Annotated in this window: 16 protein-coding genes and 2 tRNA genes; 9 read left to right on the forward strand and 9 right to left on the reverse strand. The window is 33.7% G+C overall.

Translation table 11 applies throughout. The features are described 5' to 3' along the window. Positions 1-84: 84 nt before the first annotated feature. From ACFO3N_RS01610 to ACFO3N_RS01635, 6 genes are all read left to right on the forward strand, one after another. Positions 85-1,299 (forward strand): aminotransferase class V-fold PLP-dependent enzyme, encoded by a 1,215-nt coding sequence (locus ACFO3N_RS01610; protein ID WP_379794957.1) that lies wholly within the window; start codon positions 85-87, stop codon positions 1,297-1,299. An 11-nt stretch (positions 1,300-1,310) separates the two neighbouring features. Further along, positions 1,311-1,736: a hypothetical protein gene (locus ACFO3N_RS01615; protein ID WP_095929600.1), complete on the forward strand. Its 426-nt coding sequence runs from the start codon at positions 1,311-1,313 to the stop codon at positions 1,734-1,736. Between the two features lie 2 nt (positions 1,737-1,738). Continuing rightward, positions 1,739-2,164: a SufE family protein gene (locus ACFO3N_RS01620; RefSeq protein ID WP_379794958.1), complete on the forward strand. Its 426-nt coding sequence runs from the start codon at positions 1,739-1,741 to the stop codon at positions 2,162-2,164. 167 nt (positions 2,165-2,331) lie between these two features. Continuing rightward, the gene (locus tag ACFO3N_RS01625) at positions 2,332-2,655 is read left to right on the forward strand and encodes an SUF system Fe-S cluster assembly protein (protein WP_017494560.1); all 324 of its coding nucleotides are present in this window, start codon (positions 2,332-2,334) and stop codon (positions 2,653-2,655) included. A gap of 82 nt (positions 2,656-2,737) precedes the next feature. Then, positions 2,738-3,247: a DUF2480 family protein gene (locus tag ACFO3N_RS01630; RefSeq protein WP_379794959.1), complete on the forward strand. Its 510-nt coding sequence runs from the start codon at positions 2,738-2,740 to the stop codon at positions 3,245-3,247. Positions 3,248-3,325: 78 nt separating this feature from the next. Continuing rightward, on the forward strand, positions 3,326-4,276 hold the full coding sequence (locus ACFO3N_RS01635; protein WP_379794960.1) for a DUF3078 domain-containing protein: 951 nt from the start codon (positions 3,326-3,328) through the stop codon (positions 4,274-4,276). Positions 4,277-4,445: 169 nt separating this feature from the next. Here the strand turns inward: ACFO3N_RS01635 and hflX are convergent, their stop codons facing one another. The 9 genes from hflX to ACFO3N_RS01680 all read right to left on the reverse strand — a co-directional run bounded on the left by hflX (position 4,446) and on the right by ACFO3N_RS01680 (position 16,892). Further along, complete coding sequence (gene hflX, locus ACFO3N_RS01640; RefSeq protein WP_379794961.1) at positions 4,446-5,681, reverse strand: GTPase HflX; 1,236 nt, start codon at positions 5,679-5,681, stop codon at positions 4,446-4,448. Between the two features lie 166 nt (positions 5,682-5,847). Further along, positions 5,848-6,705 (reverse strand): hypothetical protein, encoded by an 858-nt coding sequence (locus ACFO3N_RS01645; protein ID WP_379794962.1) that lies wholly within the window; start codon positions 6,703-6,705, stop codon positions 5,848-5,850. Positions 6,706-6,842: 137 nt separating this feature from the next. After that, positions 6,843-8,180: a DUF5689 domain-containing protein gene (locus tag ACFO3N_RS01650; protein WP_379794963.1), complete on the reverse strand. Its 1,338-nt coding sequence runs from the start codon at positions 8,178-8,180 to the stop codon at positions 6,843-6,845. 11 nt (positions 8,181-8,191) lie between these two features. Continuing rightward, complete coding sequence (locus ACFO3N_RS01655; RefSeq protein ID WP_379794964.1) at positions 8,192-11,011, reverse strand: carboxypeptidase-like regulatory domain-containing protein; 2,820 nt, start codon at positions 11,009-11,011, stop codon at positions 8,192-8,194. A 214-nt stretch (positions 11,012-11,225) separates the two neighbouring features. Next, positions 11,226-12,446, reverse strand: coding sequence for an MFS transporter (locus ACFO3N_RS01660; protein WP_248728963.1), 1,221 nt, complete (start codon positions 12,444-12,446; stop codon positions 11,226-11,228). A 583-nt stretch (positions 12,447-13,029) separates the two neighbouring features. Next, positions 13,030-14,073 (reverse strand): Gfo/Idh/MocA family oxidoreductase, encoded by a 1,044-nt coding sequence (locus ACFO3N_RS01665; protein ID WP_379794965.1) that lies wholly within the window; start codon positions 14,071-14,073, stop codon positions 13,030-13,032. A 77-nt stretch (positions 14,074-14,150) separates the two neighbouring features. After that, complete coding sequence (locus ACFO3N_RS01670; RefSeq protein WP_379794966.1) at positions 14,151-15,221, reverse strand: NADH:flavin oxidoreductase/NADH oxidase; 1,071 nt, start codon at positions 15,219-15,221, stop codon at positions 14,151-14,153. Between the two features lie 143 nt (positions 15,222-15,364). Next, positions 15,365-15,997 (reverse strand): ATP-binding cassette domain-containing protein, encoded by a 633-nt coding sequence (locus tag ACFO3N_RS01675; RefSeq protein ID WP_379794967.1) that lies wholly within the window; start codon positions 15,995-15,997, stop codon positions 15,365-15,367. Continuing rightward, positions 15,978-16,892: a hypothetical protein gene (locus ACFO3N_RS01680; protein WP_379794968.1), complete on the reverse strand. Its 915-nt coding sequence runs from the start codon at positions 16,890-16,892 to the stop codon at positions 15,978-15,980. The genes ACFO3N_RS01675 and ACFO3N_RS01680 overlap by 20 nt, the downstream gene beginning before the upstream one ends. A 198-nt stretch (positions 16,893-17,090) precedes the next feature. Between ACFO3N_RS01680 and rseP the strand changes: the two genes are divergently transcribed. From rseP to ACFO3N_RS01695, 3 genes are all read left to right on the forward strand, one after another. Further along, positions 17,091-18,434 (forward strand): RIP metalloprotease RseP, encoded by a 1,344-nt coding sequence (rseP, locus tag ACFO3N_RS01685; RefSeq protein ID WP_379794969.1) that lies wholly within the window; start codon positions 17,091-17,093, stop codon positions 18,432-18,434. Between the two features lie 83 nt (positions 18,435-18,517). Beyond that, positions 18,518-18,591 (forward strand) — tRNA-Asn (locus ACFO3N_RS01690). A 39-nt stretch (positions 18,592-18,630) separates the two neighbouring features. After that, positions 18,631-18,704, forward strand: a tRNA-Asn gene (locus ACFO3N_RS01695). Positions 18,705-19,538: the final 834 nt, after the last annotated feature.

Raw genomic sequence — 19,538 nt, forward strand, 5'->3', positions numbered from 1 at the left:
GCACCATAAAAGGAAATTATAGAATTACTGTATAAACAAATTTAGTTTTAGTACTTTTGTAAATAGATTTTTTCTAAATAAGACATGCTAGATATTCAAAAAATAAGAGCTGATTTCCCGATACTTTCTCAAACTGTAAACGGAAAGCCATTAGTATATTTCGACAACGGAGCTACTTCTCAGAAACCACAAGTTGTAATTGATGCAGAAGTAAAATATTATAAAGAAATTAATGCCAACATTCATCGTGGCGTTCACACTTTAAGCCAGTTAGCAACTGATGCTTACGAGGTTGCTCGCGGAAAAGTAAAAGACCATATCAACGCAAAGCACGCACACGAAGTTCTTTTTACTTCGGGAACAACACACGGAATTAATTTGGTTTCAAATGGTTTTGCTTCCATTTTAAAACCTGGTGACGAAGTTGTAGTTTCTTCATTAGAACATCACAGTAATATTGTGCCTTGGCAAATGTTATGCGAGAAAACTGGAGCAATTTTAAAAGTTATCCCAATCAATGACAATGGAGAATTAATCATTGAGGAATTTGACAAATTGCTTTCAGACAAAACGAAAATTGTTACTGTAAATCATATTTCAAATGCATTGGGTGTAATTAATCCAATCAAATATATTATCGATAAAGCTCACGCAGTGGGTGCTGCAGTTTTAATTGATGGCGCGCAAGCTGTTCCGCATTTAAAACCAAATGTTCAAGAATTAGATTGCGATTTTTATGCTTTTTCAGGGCATAAAATGTGCGGGCCAACAGGAACAGGAATTCTTTACGGTAAAGAAGAATGGCTAAACAAACTTCCTCCTTATCAAGGCGGTGGTGAAATGATCAAAGAAGTTACTTTTGAGAAAACAACTTACGCTGATTTACCTCATAAATTTGAAGCAGGAACGCCAAATATTGCTGGCGGGATTGTTTTAGGTACTGCAATTGATTATTTAAATGAGATCGGTTTTGATAAAATTCATGAATATGAAAATGAATTGTTAGAGCATGCTACAAAACGCCTTAACGAAATTGAAGGTATCCGAATTTATGGAAACACCAAAAATAAAGCTTCTGTAGTTTCATTTAATATTGACGGAATTCACCCGTATGATGTTGGTTCTATTATAGATAAATTAGGAATTGCCGTTAGAACAGGACATCATTGCGCACAACCAATTATGAATTTCTTCTGTATTCCAGGAACAATTCGTGCTTCTTTCTCTTTTTACAACACAAAAGAAGAAATTGACGCAATGGTTGATGCTGTGAAAAAAGCACAAACCATGTTAAGCTAAAAAAGAAACATATGAGAATATTATCACTATTGCTTTTAACTCTTTTTATTGCAACTGGATGTTGCAGTCAAAAAAAGACCGATATGAAATCGACACAAATTGAATACTCCGCTCATTCTAGAGGTTATTTTAAAGTGATAACGGTACAAGACAAAACTGTTTCGGTTATTAAGGAACGTAATGCTGAAGCCGTTAGCAGTAATATTGATGATGCAAAATGGAATAAAATTGTTGATGCGTTTTCAAAAGTAAATTTAGAAGGACTTTCTACTTTAAAAGCACCAACAGACAAACGTACTTACGACGGTGCTGCAATAGGAAATTTAAAAATAGTAAAAGACGGAAAAACGTATGAAACTCCAGGTTTTGATAACGGTTTTCCTCCAAAAGAAATCGAAAAACTAGTTAATTTATTAGTTGACTTTTCTAAAGAATAATTATGACAATAAAAGAAATACAAGACGAAATAATAGATGAATTTTCAATGTTCGATGACTGGATGCAACGTTATGAATACATCATCGAACTAGGAAAAAGTCTTCCGTTAATAAAAGAAGAATACAAAACCGATGATAATTTAATTAAAGGCTGTCAGTCAAAAGTTTGGTTACAAGGTGAAGAGCAGGGCGATAAAATCGTTTTTACAGCCGACAGCGATGCTATTTTGACAAAAGGAATAATCGCAATCTTAATTCGTGCTTTCTCTAATCAAAAACCAAAAGATATCCTAGAAGCCGATACTGATTTTATCGATGAAATTGGATTAAAAGAACATCTATCTGCAACGCGTGCCAACGGTTTGGTTTCGATGATAAAAAACATCAAAATGTACGCTTTGGCTTTTGATGCTAAAAACAAAAATTAAATTTTAATTAAACCATTAAGAAATTAAGTTTCATAAAGATGATATGCTTAATTTCCTTAATAGTAAAAAGTAAATTAAGCTTGCTATTTTGACACAAAGCAAAACTTAATTTTCTTAATGTCTTAATGGTAAAAACATAAAACACTTAGTGTTCAAAAACAAAAACAATGGAACAAGAAATAGACACAAACGAATTAGGAGAATCAATTGTAAAAGTTTTAAAAGGCATTTACGATCCTGAGATTCCTGTAGATATTTACGAATTAGGATTAATCTACGACGTAATGGTAAACACAGATTACGAAGTAAAAATCCTTATGACACTTACTTCTCCAAACTGCCCAGTTGCTGAAAGTTTACCAAGGGAAGTAGAAGAAAAAGTGAAAACAATCGAAAACATTAAAGATGTTGACGTTGAAATTACTTTTGATCCGCCTTGGAGCAAAGATTTAATGAGCGAAGAAGCGAAATTAGAATTAGGAATGCTTTAATACCTGTTTCAGGTTTAAAGTTTCACGTTTCAGGTTACACAACTTGAAACGTGAAACCTCAAACTTGAAACTAACTTTTCATATGGAAGAAATCATCAATAAAGTTGCCAATAGTGCTTTAGAAGTTTTTGATTTAGAGGATTATTATCCAAAAGGAATGCGTGTGCAGATTGACATTTCGCAATGGCTTTTGGAAGGATTTTTATTGAAAGAAAAAGACTTTAGAGAGCATTTAAAAAATCATGATTGGTCTCAATATCAAGATCAATATGTGGCTGTACATTGCAGTACAGATGCTATAATTCCTGCTTGGGCATTAATTTTAGTAAGTGTTCATTTAGCACCTTTCGCAAAAAAAGTCGTTAACGGAACAATTGAAGATCTTGACGCCAGTCTTTACGAAGAAATTCTAACTAAAATTGATTACTCTGCATACATAGGCAAACCTGTAATTGTGAAAGGTTGCTCTAGAAAACCCGTTCCTATGAGGGCTTACATTTTGGCAACAACTTATCTGCAGCCATTTGCCAGAAGCATTATGTACGGCGAAGCATGCTCTGCAGTACCTTTATACAAAGAATCTAAGAAATAACCTGCATTAACAGGATAACATCACTTAACTTTCCATTGGTTTTTAGTATATTTGATAATACACTCTAAACTAAAAACCATGAGAAAGATTCTATCATTGCTCTTCGTTTTAGCAAATCTTACTTTTGTTCAAGCCCAAAACACCGAAAAAGAACTAGCCCAAAATACCGAAAAAGCCGTAAAAAAAATCAATGATACAATTGAAAAAGAAGGCTGGAAAGCAAAAGGAACCGTATCTCTTTTATTAAATCAGTCTAGCTTCAATAACTGGATTGCAGGAGGTGAAGACAGCTTTTCGGGAACACTCGGAATCAATTACGACTTCAATTACAAAAAAGAAGATATAACGTGGGATAACAAAATACTAGCGTCATATGGTCTTTTACAAACTAAAAATACTGATTTCGGAAAAAAGACTGACGACCGTTTAGAATTTAATTCCATACTTGGCAAAAGAGCCTTTGGTGAATGGTATTACTCTTATTTCTTAAACTTCAGAACTCAATTTACGACAGGTTATATTTATGGGCAGGATGCCAACGGTAAAGAGATCAGAACTGAACAGACGAAGTTTATGTCACCAGGATATCTTACCACTGGACCTGGTATTTATTGGTCTAAAGATGAAAATCTTAAAATTAACTTTGCACCACTGACTTCAAAATTCACTTTTGTAGACAACGCTTATACAAGCGGCATAGACAGGTTTACTGGCCTGCCTTATGTAGATGGAGATTATTTTGGTGTTGACGAAGGCAAAACCATGCGCTATGAACTGGGTTTTTATGCATCAGTTTATTACAAATTAGCCATTATGACGAATGTAACGGCAGAAAACGCACTTAATTTATATTCTAATTATCTAGAAGATCCTCAAAATGTAGATATCAATTATTCTTTGAATATCATTATGAAAATTAACAAATTCTTATCTGCAAATTTTGCTTTTCAAGCAATATATGACGACAATGCCTTCAGAGGACTTCAAACCAGACAAGTATTTGGTTTAGGAGTTAATTTTGGATTTTAATCTAAAAATTGAAACTGCTAATAATTAACCGCAAAAAACGCTAAGATTTTCATAAGTTACATTTATATAAAAAACAAAGTTCGCAAAGCTATATGTAGATTTAGCTTTGCGAACTTTATATTTTCTAAAGATACTTTAAATAATCTTAGCGTTCTTTGCGGTTAATTAACTATTCCTCTTCTTCATCCTTTTCAACTGCATCCTTATAATCTGGATACAAGAATTTGTTATAAGGAAAACGAGTAATATGAATCTGTCTAACCGCTTCATAAACTGTTTCTCTAAATTCTTCAAAGTTTTCTTTATTTCGTGCAGAGATAAAAAGTGCTTTATCTCCTCCTACATTACTCATCCAAGTTTGTTTCCATTCATCAAGAGTATAGTGTTTACGAGTTCTTTCTGTAATTAAATCATCCTCATCGATTGTAAGATGTTTGTAAGCATCAATTTTATTAAAAACCATAATGGTTGGTTTATCGTTGCTTTTAATCTCTTGTAAAGTCTTATTTACAGACTCGATATGATCCTCAAAATCTGGATGAGAAATATCTACAACATGAAGCAACAAATCGGCTTCACGAACCTCATCTAGGGTACTTTTAAAAGAATCAACCAATTGTGTTGGCAATTTTCTAATAAATCCTACTGTATCAGAAAGTAAAAAAGGAAGGTTTTTAATAACCACTTTCCTAACTGTTGTATCTAAAGTTGCAAATAATTTATTCTCAACAAAAACATCACTTTTACCAATTGCATTCATCAAAGTCGATTTTCCAACATTGGTATATCCAACCAGGGCTACACGAACCATTGCTCCACGGTTGCTTCGCTGAATACTCATTTGTTTGTCGATCGTTTTGATTTTATCTTTCAGCAGCGAAATTCTGTCACGCACAATACGTCTGTCTGTTTCGATCTCCGTTTCTCCAGGTCCACGCATACCGATACCTCCTTTTTGACGTTCAAGGTGTGTCCATAAACCAGAAAGTCTTGGCAATAAATATTGGCATTGTGCCAATTCTACCTGCGTTCGCGCGTATGAAGTTTCTGCTCTCTGTGCAAAAATATCTAGAATCAAGTTCGTTCTGTCTAAGATTTTGCAGTCAATTATTCTTGAGATATTTTTTTGCTGAGATGGCGTTAATTCATCATCAAAAATTACAGTCGATATTTTGTTCTCTTTTACAAAAAGATTGATGTCGTCAATTTTCCCTGTTCCAACAAAAGTCTTAGGATTAGGGCGTTCCATTTTCTGCGAAAAACGTTTAATAACTTCACCTCCAGCGGTAAAAGTTAAAAACTCCAATTCGTCTAAATATTCATTTAGTTTTTCTTCACTTTGATTCTGAGTAACAATACCAACGATAACTGTTCTCTCAAAATTTATAACTTCTTTTTCTAACATAGTCTTGAATAAGGTGCAAATTTAATCATTTGTCAGCTACAATCAATTATACAATTTTGTTTTTACACTTATATTAAGACATTATAATTCAAAAAAAAATGGAACCCGTCAAGATAAACTCAACTAAAGTTCCACTTTTCAAATGAATGGTCTAAGTTTAAAACCTTTATTCGTAAATAAACGTTTTTTCCGTTTTCACAATTCCGTTTTCTTCTATTTGAGAACAAGAAATTGGGTAATTTAATTTGTTGTATTTGTATTTTCTGCTCACCGCAACTAAAGCTGTAGATGATGGGCTGAAATTCATTTCGTTATTATAAGAAATAGATTCAAACTCAAATTCTTCTTCATGATAAGAAATCATTGGAACAATTACTTTGTAATTATCTCCAAAAAGACTCTGAACGATTAACTGGTCAACCGACTTTTTATCATCGTAAGTGTATGATTTAGAGATTTTGTCTCCTACCAATCCTTTATGTCTTGATACATTATCGTTTACATAAACATATTCTAATTTTCCAATAATAGCCTTATTTCTATCTCGTGAAGTACGTCTTACAATAATTCCGTTTTCAACAAGATATTCAATATCGTCTACTAAATTCTGGTGGTTGGTGCTCTTTTTTGTAGTTACTTTTACCCTTGCTCCTTCATATACAAACGAAACCACTTTTGTAATATAATTAGGGCCTTCCTGATATTTTTTCACAAATTTGGTAATGTTGTTATCAGGGTTGTAAGTATAGTTGATTACTTCTTTCCAATCGCTTCCCACTTTGTCTTTTACAGTCATATCCAGCAAACCATTTTTGTTGTAATAAAAATGCTGTACAACATCTGAAGTGGTTATGGTTTGAAGCTTACCCTCTTTAAAAACCATTGTTTTGTTAACAATTTCGCCGTCTTTAGAGTTTTGGTAATTTGTTCTTACAATGTTAATCTGCTTTAGTTTAACGTCGTCTTGACTGTGCATCAAGCAAGGAAACACCATCATTAAGATGGCAATAAAGTAGGTTTTCATATTTGTTTTTGTATTGATTTGGGATGACCAAAATACAAAATTCAATTAGATTTTAACGTTTTGAAATACAAAAACTACAAACTTTTCAATAATACTTTAAAAATCAGCACATTATTTCCATTATTCTAAATTACTTTTTACTTCTCTCCAAATATCTTTATGTCGTCTACCATAAAAGCACCATTTAATGTTTTGTCTTTTCCAGAACCAATATATTTAAATGCAATATGTATGTTTCCAGAATAAGCAGAAAGATCGATTCCGCCAGAACTTATAAATTCTCGAGCAGGCGTTGAAAGCGTTGGCACCTTTGCTTCCAATTTTGTCCATTTTGCTTTGGTCACACTTGCACCATCAAAATTGGTTGAAACATAAACTTCTAAAGTATTTAGAGGCGAATTTACTTTCAAATCATGCTGTGCACTTCTAAACGAGAGAACAGCATTTTTATACCCTGTAAGATTTATTTTTGGCGAAACTAACCAAGCTATATTCTCAGTCGCAGTTGTACTTGTGGTATTAAATTCTGCATAACCATTTCCAGAATACACCATGCTTTTCCACAATTTTGCCGCTTTTTCAACAATATTACTCCAACCTGGAAGCGTAAAATTGACATTGTTTTTAACGGATTGGAAATCTTCAGAAAAAAATGGAGTGTTTCTTTTCCCATTCATCACAATATCACTTTCATAGCGAACCATAAACTGATAATCAGAACCAAATTTTGTTAGAATACCTCTTACTTTTCCGCTTCCTTCTGGCACAAAATGATCTGCAAATTTTGCATAAGCGCTGGTTCTAAAAATAATCTGATTTCCTGTTTTATCTCTCAAATACCAATTGGTAGAACCTCCAACGTTATTGGATTCTTCAAAATAATGTCGTCCTAATGCCGCTTCTGTAAATTCAACATCGTTTAATTCAATCAAAGTATTTAGTTTAGAATCTGAAAACGCTTCTTCCACAGAAAGTGATTTTACCAATTGATTTTCGTCTATAGTTGTACAGGAAGCATTCAACACATTTCTATATTCGTTTTGAGAAATTCTTCCAATTGTCGGATCTCCAGCATTGCTCACATACAAACTTCCGATTCTTAAACCACCATAATACAAATCTGTAAATTGATTTTTAAGTTTTACAAACACTCTATTTCCCACTCGATAATCAATGTAAGTATTGGTGGCATCAACTGGAACACTAAAACCAATCGCAGGCGCATTTTCAGTTTCTTTTGTCTGTAATGAAATCGTTTTGAAAAAATTACCTCCTTCATCACTCGATATAACATAAGCTTCTATGATATCATCATATAAATATTGTTTTGCAGTCGTTCCCGAAAGCTCACATACTTTTGCTACCGATTTGTTTACAGTAAAATTAGGTTGATTACATTTTAATTCTGGCGTTTCAACCTCGTTACTGCAACCATACAGTAACGATATAACAAAAAATAAAATTAGTTTTTTCATGAGGAATAGGTTTATAAACCGATTGTAAGATTTAGAAAATAAGTTCGGCCATAGCCATAATAATATCTTGGTCCAAAAGATGGCGTTCCACTAGATGCGTCCTGATTTAATGCTCTAAAATTGGCATTTCTTGCCTGTTCAAAACCACCAGTTTTATACATTAAATCGAAAACATTATTTATGCTGGCAAAAAGCCCCACATATTTTTTATGAATACGCCAAGATTTGCCTCCGCTAAAATTTAGTAATGTAGCAGGATTAAACTTTTCTTGTTTTAACAATTCATTTCCTCTTTCAGATGTTGCTTCAGGAAAAGGAAAACTATTGGCTGGATTGATATAAAATTGAGAAGTACGAGAAATTGGCGAAACATCAATATAACTTTCTGCCAAATAATTGATGTTGCCTCCAATCCACCAGAACTTTGGATCACGATATTCTAATCCAAAAGAATAGGCCTGTTGTGGAGTTCCTGGCTGTTTGTAGTTTTTTAAATAAGCCTCTCCAAAATCAAAAGTTGTTTGCGCTCCTTCTTTCGCTCTATTGGCATCGTTTACAATAATTACGTTCGGATTGCTATTGTAGATGTAATTTCCGAATGCTGCAGATAAAGTTGTTTTTACTGTTGGCCAAATCTGATATTCAAAACTTAATTCTGCTCCAGTGTTTTTCTTATCCAAATTGGTCAAAGTCTGACTTACAAATGCATTGGTTGAATCATAACCCGAACCGTTGTCAAAAATTCCTTCTGCATAGAAATAAGAAGTTTTCGAAGTGTTTTTAATCAAAGAATAATATGCTGTTAAGCGTAATTTGAGTTTTGCTGAACGGTATACATAATTAGCCTCGGCACTACTGATATTTTCACTTTCGATTCCGTCAACGACATTATTATTTAAACGTGAATTTGAAAACGTATTTCGAAGCGAAGGCGCTCTGGTAAAATGTGCAGCATTAAAAAACAACAACTGTTTTCCTGAAATTTTATAGGTAAAACCTCCTTTGAAACCGAAATTCTCAAAATTTACTTTCTCACTTTTACCTAGCGAATTTGCTGGATACAATCCGTTTTGATATAATCCTTCTCTTTGGTAATCTGACATGGAATAGGATTGCGCCAAAAAGAATTCTGTTTTATTATAGCTAAATTTAAATTGCGCAAAAACATCTAAAGTATTGGCCAGTAAATTATAATTGTATCCGTACATATCTCCTTTTACGACTTGGCGATCTGGATGCTGCAAATTGGATTGCGAAAGGCTTCCTTTATAAAACGGATCAATATCATCAAAATAGGCTCCGCCAAGAAGATCTAATAAATATTGAAAATTATGCGATTTTAATTTTTTGAAAGTAAATCCGCCATCAAAAGAAATATTGGGAGTTATCTGTGTATTCAGATTTGAATTTACTGCCAAAGTCCGATCATCTGTTCGGTCTTCATAAAGCACATAATGACTTTGAGCAGGCAAATAACCATTTTGTTCTATTTTTTGATTGGCAAAGTACATTTCATCCCAATTGATCTGCGGATGTTCCAGAAATGCCACTTTGTTTTTTTCTGCATTTTCATAATCTGGAGTAAATGCACCCGAAAATTCGCCTTGATCTTTCGCGTAAAGCGAACTAAAATAGCTTGGCATTTTTTTATAATAAACAGGATCTGGACTATCAGCATTTTGGTAATCGATATTGCTGTTTCCAACTTTACCGAATTGATACATAATAGAAGAATTCAGATTGGTTTTATCATCTATTTTAAAATAATGATTCAGCATAAAGAGTGGCTCTTTTACATTTTTTATTCTTGCATTTCTCTTTTTACCATTCTGAAATCCCCAATACGAATTGTATTTTTCGCCCATTAAATCAGTAACCTCAGCTGTATTAGCAGAATTCTTTCCGCGAGAATTTGGCGTGTAAAATCCTGTAAAATTGATAGAATGTCTGTTGTTTAATTTCTTTTCGACACTAAGAAAAAAAGAATCAGCATCGAAATTGGTTCCTTCAAAATAGCCTTCATCTGCCCACCGTCTTCCTACTGAAACGACATATGCCCAGCCAGAAGCATTCATACCTGAAGCATATGTTCCTATTGCCCGCCATAAGTAAGTGGTATTGCTTCCCGAAAACGTTAGTGATGTTCCTTTTCTATACAAAGAAGCACGAGTAAAAATCTGCTGTGTTCCTAAAACGCCTCCAAAAGTATAATTGGAAGCAGCCGTTCCTACTGAGAATTCCTGATTTCGAAGCACATTGTTTAAACCACCCCAATTTCCCCATTGTGGTCTGCCATCGTAGATTTTATTCATTGGCATTCCGTTAAGCATCGTGACTGCATTTTCGCTGTCTAAACCACGCATACGAAATCTAGCTTGTCCCCAATTGAATGCCGATGCTTGCATAAAAGCATCTCTTGAAGATTGTAAAAGTCCAGATGTCATTTCTGATGAACTGTTATCATCTGAAAAATCATTATCTGAGAGCGTAATCAATGCAGCCGGAACCTCGTCTGAATAGGTATCTTCTAATTGTAAAATACCGAGATCAATATCCTGCCCAGAATTAGACTTTACTTTTAAAAGAAAATCTTTGTATCCTTGACTTCTTAGTAAAAGCAGCTGTTCTTTTTTAGGAAATATATGAAGTTCAAATTTCCCTGTTTTTGACGTAAGCTGCATCACGGCTGTGTTCTGGATCGTTACCACTACACTTTCCAACGGATTCTGCGTTCGGGCATCAATAACAATTCCTGTTACCGTAATTTCTTTCTGCGAAAAAGCAAAATTAAAAAACCAAAAAATAAAGAAGACTACGTAATTTTTTACCATTAAAACCTACTATTAACTTTGAAAATATTCTAGGATTGTAATCCTTAATTCAAAAGATAAAATTGGTTTTTGGAAAAAAAAATTTCAAACTTCAGAGCTTGAAGTTTGAAATTCAAAAATAAACAAAATATTTAATTATAAGTAAATTCTCTCAAATCTATTTTGATGTAATGAAAGAATAGCTAATAATAGACAATTTTAAAAAGGCAAACTATTACGCTTCTGTTCTAATTTTAGAAACCATAAAAGCAATTAGAACACCAAAAATTCCGATAAAGGCAAAAGAAAACTGAAGCCCGAAACTTTGTGCAATATGCCCAATTACTGGCGGCCCCATTAAAAACCCTAAGAAACTTACACTCGAAACAATCGTTAAAGCTTCGCCCGCAGGAACGGTCGGGTTTTTACCTGCAATACTATACACAGTAGGAACGATCGTGGCAACACCCAAACCTACAAACATAAAGGCGATTGTGCACGGAATAATATAAGGAAGAAAAACAGCTGTAAAAAGCCCAGCCGAAATCATAACACCACTGATCTGCATAACGCGTTCTCGGCCAAATTTATTGATTAATCCGTCGCCAAGAAATCTTCCACTGGCCATCATAATCATAAAAGAAGTGTAGCCTAAAACCACCAATGGTCCAGGTGCTTTTACAATATCTTTAAAGTAAACACCGCTCCAGTCGAACATAACGCCTTCGCTGGCCATACTGCAGAATCCGATAACACCTAACCAAAGTAACGCGGTATCTGGTTTTACAAATAGCTTTTTGCCTTCTTCTTTTGGTTTCTTTTTTTCTTTAGCTCTAACCAAAAATTTAAAGTTAAATGCCACCATCAATAAAACAATTCCGGCTACAATTATAAAATGATGTAGCGGACTTAATTTTAAAGCCAGCATTCCCAAACCTACAAGTGCACCTGTAAATCCAGCAAAACTCCACATTCCGTGAAAAGAGGACATGATTGTTTTTTTGAACAAAACTTCAGTATAAACCCCTTGCGTGTTTACGGCAATATTGGCAAGATTTCCGAACACGCCAAACAAAAATAATCCTAATGATAATTGTAACGATGTTGTCGCCAAACCTAAATTGATTAAGCACAAAACATACATAATTAAAGAGAAAATTAGAATACGATGGCTACCGAATTTGGTTACCATTTTTCCTGAAAAAGGCATAACAATTAGCTGTCCAACCGGAAGTGCAAAAAGAATAGAACCTAAATCTCCTTCTGTTAAATGTAAAGCGGTTTTGATATCTGGAATTCTACTAGCCCATGTGGCAAAACTCAAACCCATTCCGAAATAAAACATTCCCACAGCAAAACGAATCCGATTTAAATAGGAAGCTTTGGCTTCTCTAAATACTTTCTTGATTTTGGCTTTGGTCTGAAAAAGCGATAATGGATTAATGTTTAACAGCATATTGAATTTTATTGGAATAGGATCAAAAATACTAAAAACGCTCGTTAAAGTGCATAAAGGCTAAGGTTATACACAATATACAACGTTATTGTTTATAAATTCAAAGGTTTTGAGTTGAATTCTTATTCCTAAAATTACAATTTTTCGGCTTTAGTAGAATTATAATTGGTTTGATTTTTTTTAAGAAAATAAAAAGGGATTATCTCAAAAATTGAGATTATCCCTTTTTTATTTATACTTCATTGTTCCGTAGGAACATTTCATCGGTAGAAAAAAAATATCGTTGTCTATGTTTTACGTTCCGTAGGAACGTTTGAGACATTAGATTATTAAAAAATAATACCCAAAATCAAACGTTCCTACGGAACGTAAACGCGGATGAATATTATTATTTTCTACCGACGAGACATTCCTACGGAATGTTTTTATGATATGTTTATCACCTTTGCTGTGCATTACTACCGATCAGACATTCCTACGGAATGTTTTTAGGATATGCCTATTACTTTTTGTTGTGCATTACTCGCAATTGCTGCTTCTATAACCTGCATTACTACCAATGAGACATTCCTAACGGAATGTATTATGATATGCCTATTACCTTTTGCTGTGCATTACTCGCAATTGCAGCTTCTATAACCTGCATTACTTTTACACCTTCGTCTGCGGTAACAGGTTCTTTTTTATCGTTTGCAATAGAATCGTAAACGCCATCGAAGAAACTGAAATAATTGCCTTGAAGCGTTGGTATTTTTTCTCGCACAATTTTACCCTCTATTTCGGTGTGTAAAAGTCCCTGTAAACTTTCATCTTCTGTTCCCCAAGAATCTAGGTTTGGTTTTTTGCCCACTTTTAAATCGTCTTCCTGAACATCTCCTCGAGGTTTTAAGAAAGAACCTTTTTTTCCGTGAATGGTATATGCCGGATTGGCTTCTCTCACAAAAAATCCTGCTTTTAAACGAACTCTGAAATTAGAATAAAACAAAGTCAGATCGATCCAATCGTCTACAACAGAATTTTCTCTCGTTACTCGAATATCTCCAAATACAGCTTTTGGACAGCCAAATAAACTTACTGCTTGATCTATAATATGAGGGCCTAAATCTTTTAGAACTCCTGCTCCATCATTGGCAGTTTCTTTATGTGCTTTCGGACTCAATAACGGATTGTATCTGTCAAAATGAAATTCGGCTTCGACCAAATCTCCCAAAAGACCATCATCGATTACTTTTTTAACGGTTTTAAAATCGCTATCCCATCTTCTGTTCTGGAAAACAGCCAATTTCAAGCCTTTTTCTTTCGCGATTTTTGCCAATTCTTTTGCTTCTTCAGCCGTTGTGGTAAATGCTTTTTCTACAACAGCATGTTTTCCTGCCAAAAGCACTTTTTTAGCATATTCGTAATGCGTTCCAACGGGTGTGTTTACAATTACTAAATCGACATCATCGTTTAATAATTCGTCGAGCGAAGCATAACTTTTTACGTATGGATAATCTTCTTGAATTAATTTTTTGCTTCTTTCCCAAGAACCTAAAAGTTCAAATCCTTCGTGAATATCTAAAAATGGAGCGTGAAAAACTTTCCCCGACATTCCGTATGATAATAATGCTGTTTTTATCTTTTGCATTGGTTTTGTTTTAGTTTATTCGCCACGAATTCACGAATTAAAAAAAATAGATTCGTGAATTCGTGGCGGAAAAAAAATTAAAGTTTAGCTCTTTCGTATTGTTTTGGCCATTGAATATCGTCGTTTAGTTCTTTGGCAAAATCCAAAGGAAGATTTGGGTTTCTTAAAGATTCTCTGGCAAATAAAATCAGATCGGCTTGACTGTTATTTAAAATTTCTTCTGCTTGTTTGGCTTCTGTAATTAAACCCACTGCACCTGTAGAAATTCCCGCCTCTTGTTTCACTTTTTCTGCAAATGGAACTTGATAACCTGGCCCTAATGTGATTTTCTGATGCGAAACCAATCCGCCTGACGAAACATCAATTAAATCTACTCCTTTTTCTTTTAATATTTTAGAAAGCTGCACAGATTCTTCTGGATTCCAACCATTTTCTGCCCAGTCGGTTGCTGAAATTCTAACCAATAAAGGTAGATCTGACGGCCATTCTGACTGTACTGCTTCTACAACTTCTAAAGTGAAGCGAATTCTGTTTTCGAAACTTCCTCCATATTCATCGGTTCTTACATTTGTTAAAGGCGATAAAAATTGGTGCAATAAATATCCGTGAGCCGCATGGATTTCTACAACCTGATATCCTGCTTCTACTACTCTTTTTGTAGCGGTTTTAAAATCGGAGATCACTTTCTGGATTCCGTTTTTATCTAACGCTTCTGGAAGAAAGGGTTCGTTATCATGATACGGAATCGCACTTGGTGCAACGGTTTGCCATCCGCCTTGAGCGAAATCTAACTTTTTATTTCCCAACCATGGAGCCGAAACACTTGCTTTTCTTCCTGCATGCGCTAACTGAATTCCAGGAATCGAATTTTGAGAAACAATAAAAGCGTTGATTTGTTTTAGTTTTTCGATATGTTCGTCTTTCCAGATTCCTAAATCGGCTGGAGAAATTCTTGCTTCTGGAGAAACCGCCGTCGCTTCCTGAATAATAAGTCCGGCTCCTCCGCTGGCACGGCTTCCTAAATGAACCAGATGCCAATCGTTTGCAAATCCATCAATTGCAGAATACTGGCACATTGGCGAAATAGCGATTCTATTTTTTAAAGTGATTTTTTTTATGGTGAGCGGAGAAAATAATTTCGTTGCCATATACTTGTAACTTTTAGTGATTTTTTACTGCCAATCGAGTAAGGCAGTGTTCGAAAAGTAAAGTTACAGTATCTTGTTAAAACGAGAAATCGAAATGTTTATTAATTAACAAACATTTAAATCAAAAGCCACTTTATACTACATTACCTAAAAAGCATTTTCTCTATTTCTGAAAATTCAGTTTTCTCAAATAGCTGTATGTTTTTGTCTTTTAGCAGAAAAATTTGATCACAATCTTTGTATAAGATTTCTAGAATATGAGAAGAAATCAAAACTATGCTGGTTTTAGAAAGTTCTCGAATGTAATTCATTAACAAATAATTTGATTCTAAATCCAATCCATTGAAAGGTTCGTCTAAAATGTAGATTAAAAAATCTTTCTGAAAAACAGCATTGAGATACGTTTTCTTTTTCATGCCTGTTGAAAATTCTCGAATTAACTGGTTTTCTGGAACTTCAAAAATTTCATCAAAAACAAAAGTCTTCAAATCTAACAAATGGGCATAAAAGTCATAAAATTCTGGAGCCGTAAGTTCGTCATAAATTGGAGGCTCAGTAGGAACCCAACCCGCATTCTGCAGCATTAGTTTTTCCTGATTTAAAATAGAACTTCCATTATACCTTTCAAGACCCAAGATACATTTAAAAAGTGTTGTTTTGCCATGTCCATTTTTTCCAATCACACCATAAATTCCAGGTTTTTTAATGTTAATCTTGATGTCTTCTAATATTAGTTTGTCGCCGTATTTTTTTTGATCAATTTGAATCTTCAGCATATTTAATGGCTTTTAAATTTTTAATTGCTTTTTTGTACATAAATGGCATTGCTATTAATGAAGCTCCAAAAGATAGGACACTTGAAACAATAAATAGAACAAAAACAATTTGATGCATTAGGTCATTTCTAAAATAGAGGTATTTCAAAATAACATTTAATAATGGTGGAATAAATACAAATCCAACCCATAGTAATTTTTCCCATTGCTGAAAACAACAAAGCATGACGGCAATTGGAATGGTGATGTAAAATGTATTAATAACGGTATTCTTTAGTTGACACTTCAAATATTTTTCTGCCGTATAAGGATTTCGTTTAATTTCTTCTGCCTGTTCTCTCTCAAAAGACGGACTACAAGCTATTATTCCTAAAACAAGCAATACAAAATAAATAAGATTATGATTTTGATATTCTGCGGCTACATAAATTAAAATGGCTAAAAGAGGAAATAGATATATTAACTTGTATTTTCTAAAATTGATGTGCCAGTAAACATTAAACAAATTAAAAGGATATCGTATTGTTTTGAAATTTGATTTTGGAAGATTTATTAAAACAACATTAAAAATTAATACTCCCGTAATAAGCAAAAACTCTTCTTTAAATAATAAAACCAAATAAAAAGGCAGGGAATAAATAAGATATTCTAAGAACAATATTGCTTTATAATTTTTTTTCAACTTCAAGATTTCGATATCGGATCTTTGCAAATGATAACCAACAGTATCAAGAAAAAAGAGCAAAATATAATTTTGAAAATGCTGGTAATTTCTAAAAACTAAAAATGCAATCGCAAAATAAAGAAGTACAATCAAAAGTAAGGCTATACGGTCTCCTTTAGAAATTAACTTTCTAAAACGAACAATAAACAAATATTCTAAAATCGTAGTCAATATCTTACCAAGTTAATCGTTATAGCATATTTGTAACATAAATAGCAAATTCGTTACTAATAAAATGAGGTTAATTTAAATTATTAAAACTAAGAGCAATTATTAACAAACATTTAAAACCTTAAACACTATCTTGCACTCTTATATTAAAATAGAAAACGCTACTTTTGTGCGTTAAATACGAATTAAAAACAAAAAATGGATATAGTTATCAAACTCTCTCAATTTCTATTGAGTTTATCTTTACTTATTATTCTTCATGAATTAGGGCATTTTATCCCTGCTAAATTGTTTAAAACCAGAGTCGAAAAATTTTATTTGTTTTTTGATGTTAAATATTCACTTTTCAAAAAGAAAATTGGAGAAACAGAATACGGTATCGGATGGCTTCCGCTTGGTGGTTATGTGAAAATTTCTGGAATGATTGACGAAAGTATGGACAAAGAGCAAATGGCGCTTCCGCCTGAGCCTTGGGAATTTCGTACTAAACCGGCTTGGCAACGTTTAATTATTATGCTTGGCGGTGTTACGGTAAACTTTATTCTGGCTTTTATTATTTATATCGGAATGGCATTTGCTTACGGAGATACTTACATTGCAAACTCTGACTTAAAAGATGGTGTTGCGATTGAAAATCCTGCTATGCTTAAAGCTGGGTTTAAAACCGGTGATAAAATTATTTCTATTGATGGTAAAGCGGTAGAAAATTTTGACAGTGATATGAACATGAATGTGATCATGGCAAAACACGTTTTGATTGAAAGAAACGGACAACAGCAGACTATTACAATGCCAACCGATTTTGTTGACCAACTTTCTAAAACAGAAAAAGGTCTTCTTGTTGGAATTCGTAGACCTTTTGCAATTAGCCAGATTACGGAAGGTTCTCCAAACCATAATTTAAAACCAAAAGATTTAATCCTTTCTCTTAACGGACAAAAAATTAAATATTTTGATGAAGCTAAAGCTGTTTTGGATATGAACAAAGGAAAGGAAATTCCTGCAGTTGTTTTACGTGATCTAAAAGAAACTCCAATTACTTTAAAAGTTAGTAATGATGGTAAATTAGGTGTTGTTTCTGGTGGTTTAGACATGAAATCATTAGAGAAACTAGGATACTATAAAATAAGTACAAAAGAATACGGTTTCTTCGAATCTATTCCGGTTGGTCTTCAAAAAGGAAAAGATCAATTGGTAGGTTACGGAAAACAATTGAAAATGATTTTTAATCCAGAAACTAAAGCTTACAAACAAGTGGGTGGTTTTGCGGCTATTTACAATATTTTCCCTAGTTCTTGGAGCTGGGAAGTTTTCTGGTCAATCACGGCTTTATTGTCAATTATGCTTGGAGTTATGAATTTATTGCCAATTCCGGCACTTGATGGTGGACACGTAATGTTTTTATTATATGAAATTGTAAGCGGCAAAAAACCGAGCGATAAATTCCTAGAGAATGCGCAAATGGTTGGTTTTGTTTTACTTATTTCACTACTACTATTTGCTAATGGTAACGACATTTACAAAGCAATTGTAGGCAAGTAAAAAAAAGTCAAAAAAAGAGTGAAAATGTTTTTGAGAAACTAAAAATAGTTTTATATTTGCACTCGCTAAAAAGAGCAACACTTTCCTCCTTAGCTCAGTTGGTTAGAGCATCTGACTGTTAATCAGAGGGTCCTTGGTTCGAGCCCAAGAGGGGGAGCAACTTTTTTTAGCAAACATATTAACCTTTTAAGGTGATTCCTCCTTAGCTCAGTTGGTTAGAGCATCTGACTGTTAATCAGAGGGTCCTTGGTTCGAGCCCAAGAGGGGGAGCAAAAAAGACTATCAGAAATGATGGTCTTTTTTTTTGTCTAAATCCCAAAGTTTAGAAATTCCAAATTCCAATAATAGGGTTGTTTATTTAACCGCAGAGTGCGCAAAGTTTTTACGCAAAGGTCGCAAAGATTTAACGCAGAGAACGCCAAGAGTTTTTTTTATCCGAGACTTAATAGGAATCTATAAAAGAGATCGCAAAGGTTGCCAATCTTTTGCCGATATGCGAGTGTGATCCTTCGTTCCTCAGGATGACAAACTGTAGGTAAAACAAAAAAATTCGCAAAGTATTATCTACACAAAGCTTTGCGAACTTAATCTTTAGATTTAGCTCAAAATAATTTTAGCGAACTTTGCGTAAATCTTAGCGCACTTTGCGTTAAAAAAATTAACCCAATCTTGTCATCCTGAAGGAGGAAGGATCACACTAGAAACTCTGCAAAGCATATCCCCAATCTTTGTCGATATGCGAGTGTGATCCTTCGTTCCTCAGGATGACAAACTGTAGGAAAACAAAAAATTCGCAAAGCATTATCTACACAAAGCTTTGCGAACTTAATCTTTAGATTTTGGCTAAACTCCACATTCAAATAGCTTTGTGCTCTTTGCGTAAATCTTAGTGCACTTTGCGTTAAAAAAATTAACCCAATCTTGTCATCCTAACGACTGTAGGTAAAACAAAAAAATTCGCAAAACTTTATACACACAAAGCTTTGCGAACTTAATCTTTAGATTTTGGCTAAACTCCATATTCAAATAGCTTTGTGCTCTTTGCGTAAATCTTAGCGTACTTTGCGTTAAAAAAATTAACGCAATCTTGTCATCCTGACGGAG

Source organism: Flavobacterium chungangensis, from assembly GCF_042654045.1.
In the GTDB taxonomy this organism is placed as follows: domain Bacteria; phylum Bacteroidota; class Bacteroidia; order Flavobacteriales; family Flavobacteriaceae; genus Flavobacterium; species Flavobacterium chungangensis.

Excerpts from the sequence above, each read along its gene's own strand:
- hflX (WP_379794961.1), bottom strand. The coding sequence starts at position 5,681 with ATGTTAGAAAAAGAAGTTATAAATTTTGAGAGAACAGTTATCGTTGGT.
- ACFO3N_RS01610 (WP_379794957.1), top strand. The coding sequence starts at position 85 with ATGCTAGATATTCAAAAAATAAGAGCTGATTTCCCGATACTTTCTCAA.
- ACFO3N_RS01655 (WP_379794964.1), bottom strand. The coding sequence starts at position 11,011 with ATGGTAAAAAATTACGTAGTCTTCTTTATTTTTTGGTTTTTTAATTTT.
- ACFO3N_RS01615 (WP_095929600.1), top strand. The coding sequence starts at position 1,311 with ATGAGAATATTATCACTATTGCTTTTAACTCTTTTTATTGCAACTGGA.
- ACFO3N_RS01625 (WP_017494560.1), top strand. The coding sequence starts at position 2,332 with ATGGAACAAGAAATAGACACAAACGAATTAGGAGAATCAATTGTAAAA.
- ACFO3N_RS01635 (WP_379794960.1), top strand. The coding sequence starts at position 3,326 with ATGAGAAAGATTCTATCATTGCTCTTCGTTTTAGCAAATCTTACTTTT.
- ACFO3N_RS01675 (WP_379794967.1), bottom strand. The coding sequence starts at position 15,997 with ATGCTGAAGATTCAAATTGATCAAAAAAAATACGGCGACAAACTAATA.
- ACFO3N_RS01630 (WP_379794959.1), top strand. The coding sequence starts at position 2,738 with ATGGAAGAAATCATCAATAAAGTTGCCAATAGTGCTTTAGAAGTTTTT.
- ACFO3N_RS01645 (WP_379794962.1), bottom strand. The coding sequence starts at position 6,705 with ATGAAAACCTACTTTATTGCCATCTTAATGATGGTGTTTCCTTGCTTG.
- ACFO3N_RS01670 (WP_379794966.1), bottom strand. The coding sequence starts at position 15,221 with ATGGCAACGAAATTATTTTCTCCGCTCACCATAAAAAAAATCACTTTA.
- ACFO3N_RS01650 (WP_379794963.1), bottom strand. The coding sequence starts at position 8,180 with ATGAAAAAACTAATTTTATTTTTTGTTATATCGTTACTGTATGGTTGC.
- rseP (WP_379794969.1), top strand. The coding sequence starts at position 17,091 with ATGGATATAGTTATCAAACTCTCTCAATTTCTATTGAGTTTATCTTTA.
- ACFO3N_RS01660 (WP_248728963.1), bottom strand. The coding sequence starts at position 12,446 with ATGCTGTTAAACATTAATCCATTATCGCTTTTTCAGACCAAAGCCAAA.
- ACFO3N_RS01665 (WP_379794965.1), bottom strand. The coding sequence starts at position 14,073 with ATGCAAAAGATAAAAACAGCATTATTATCATACGGAATGTCGGGGAAA.
- ACFO3N_RS01620 (WP_379794958.1), top strand. The coding sequence starts at position 1,739 with ATGACAATAAAAGAAATACAAGACGAAATAATAGATGAATTTTCAATG.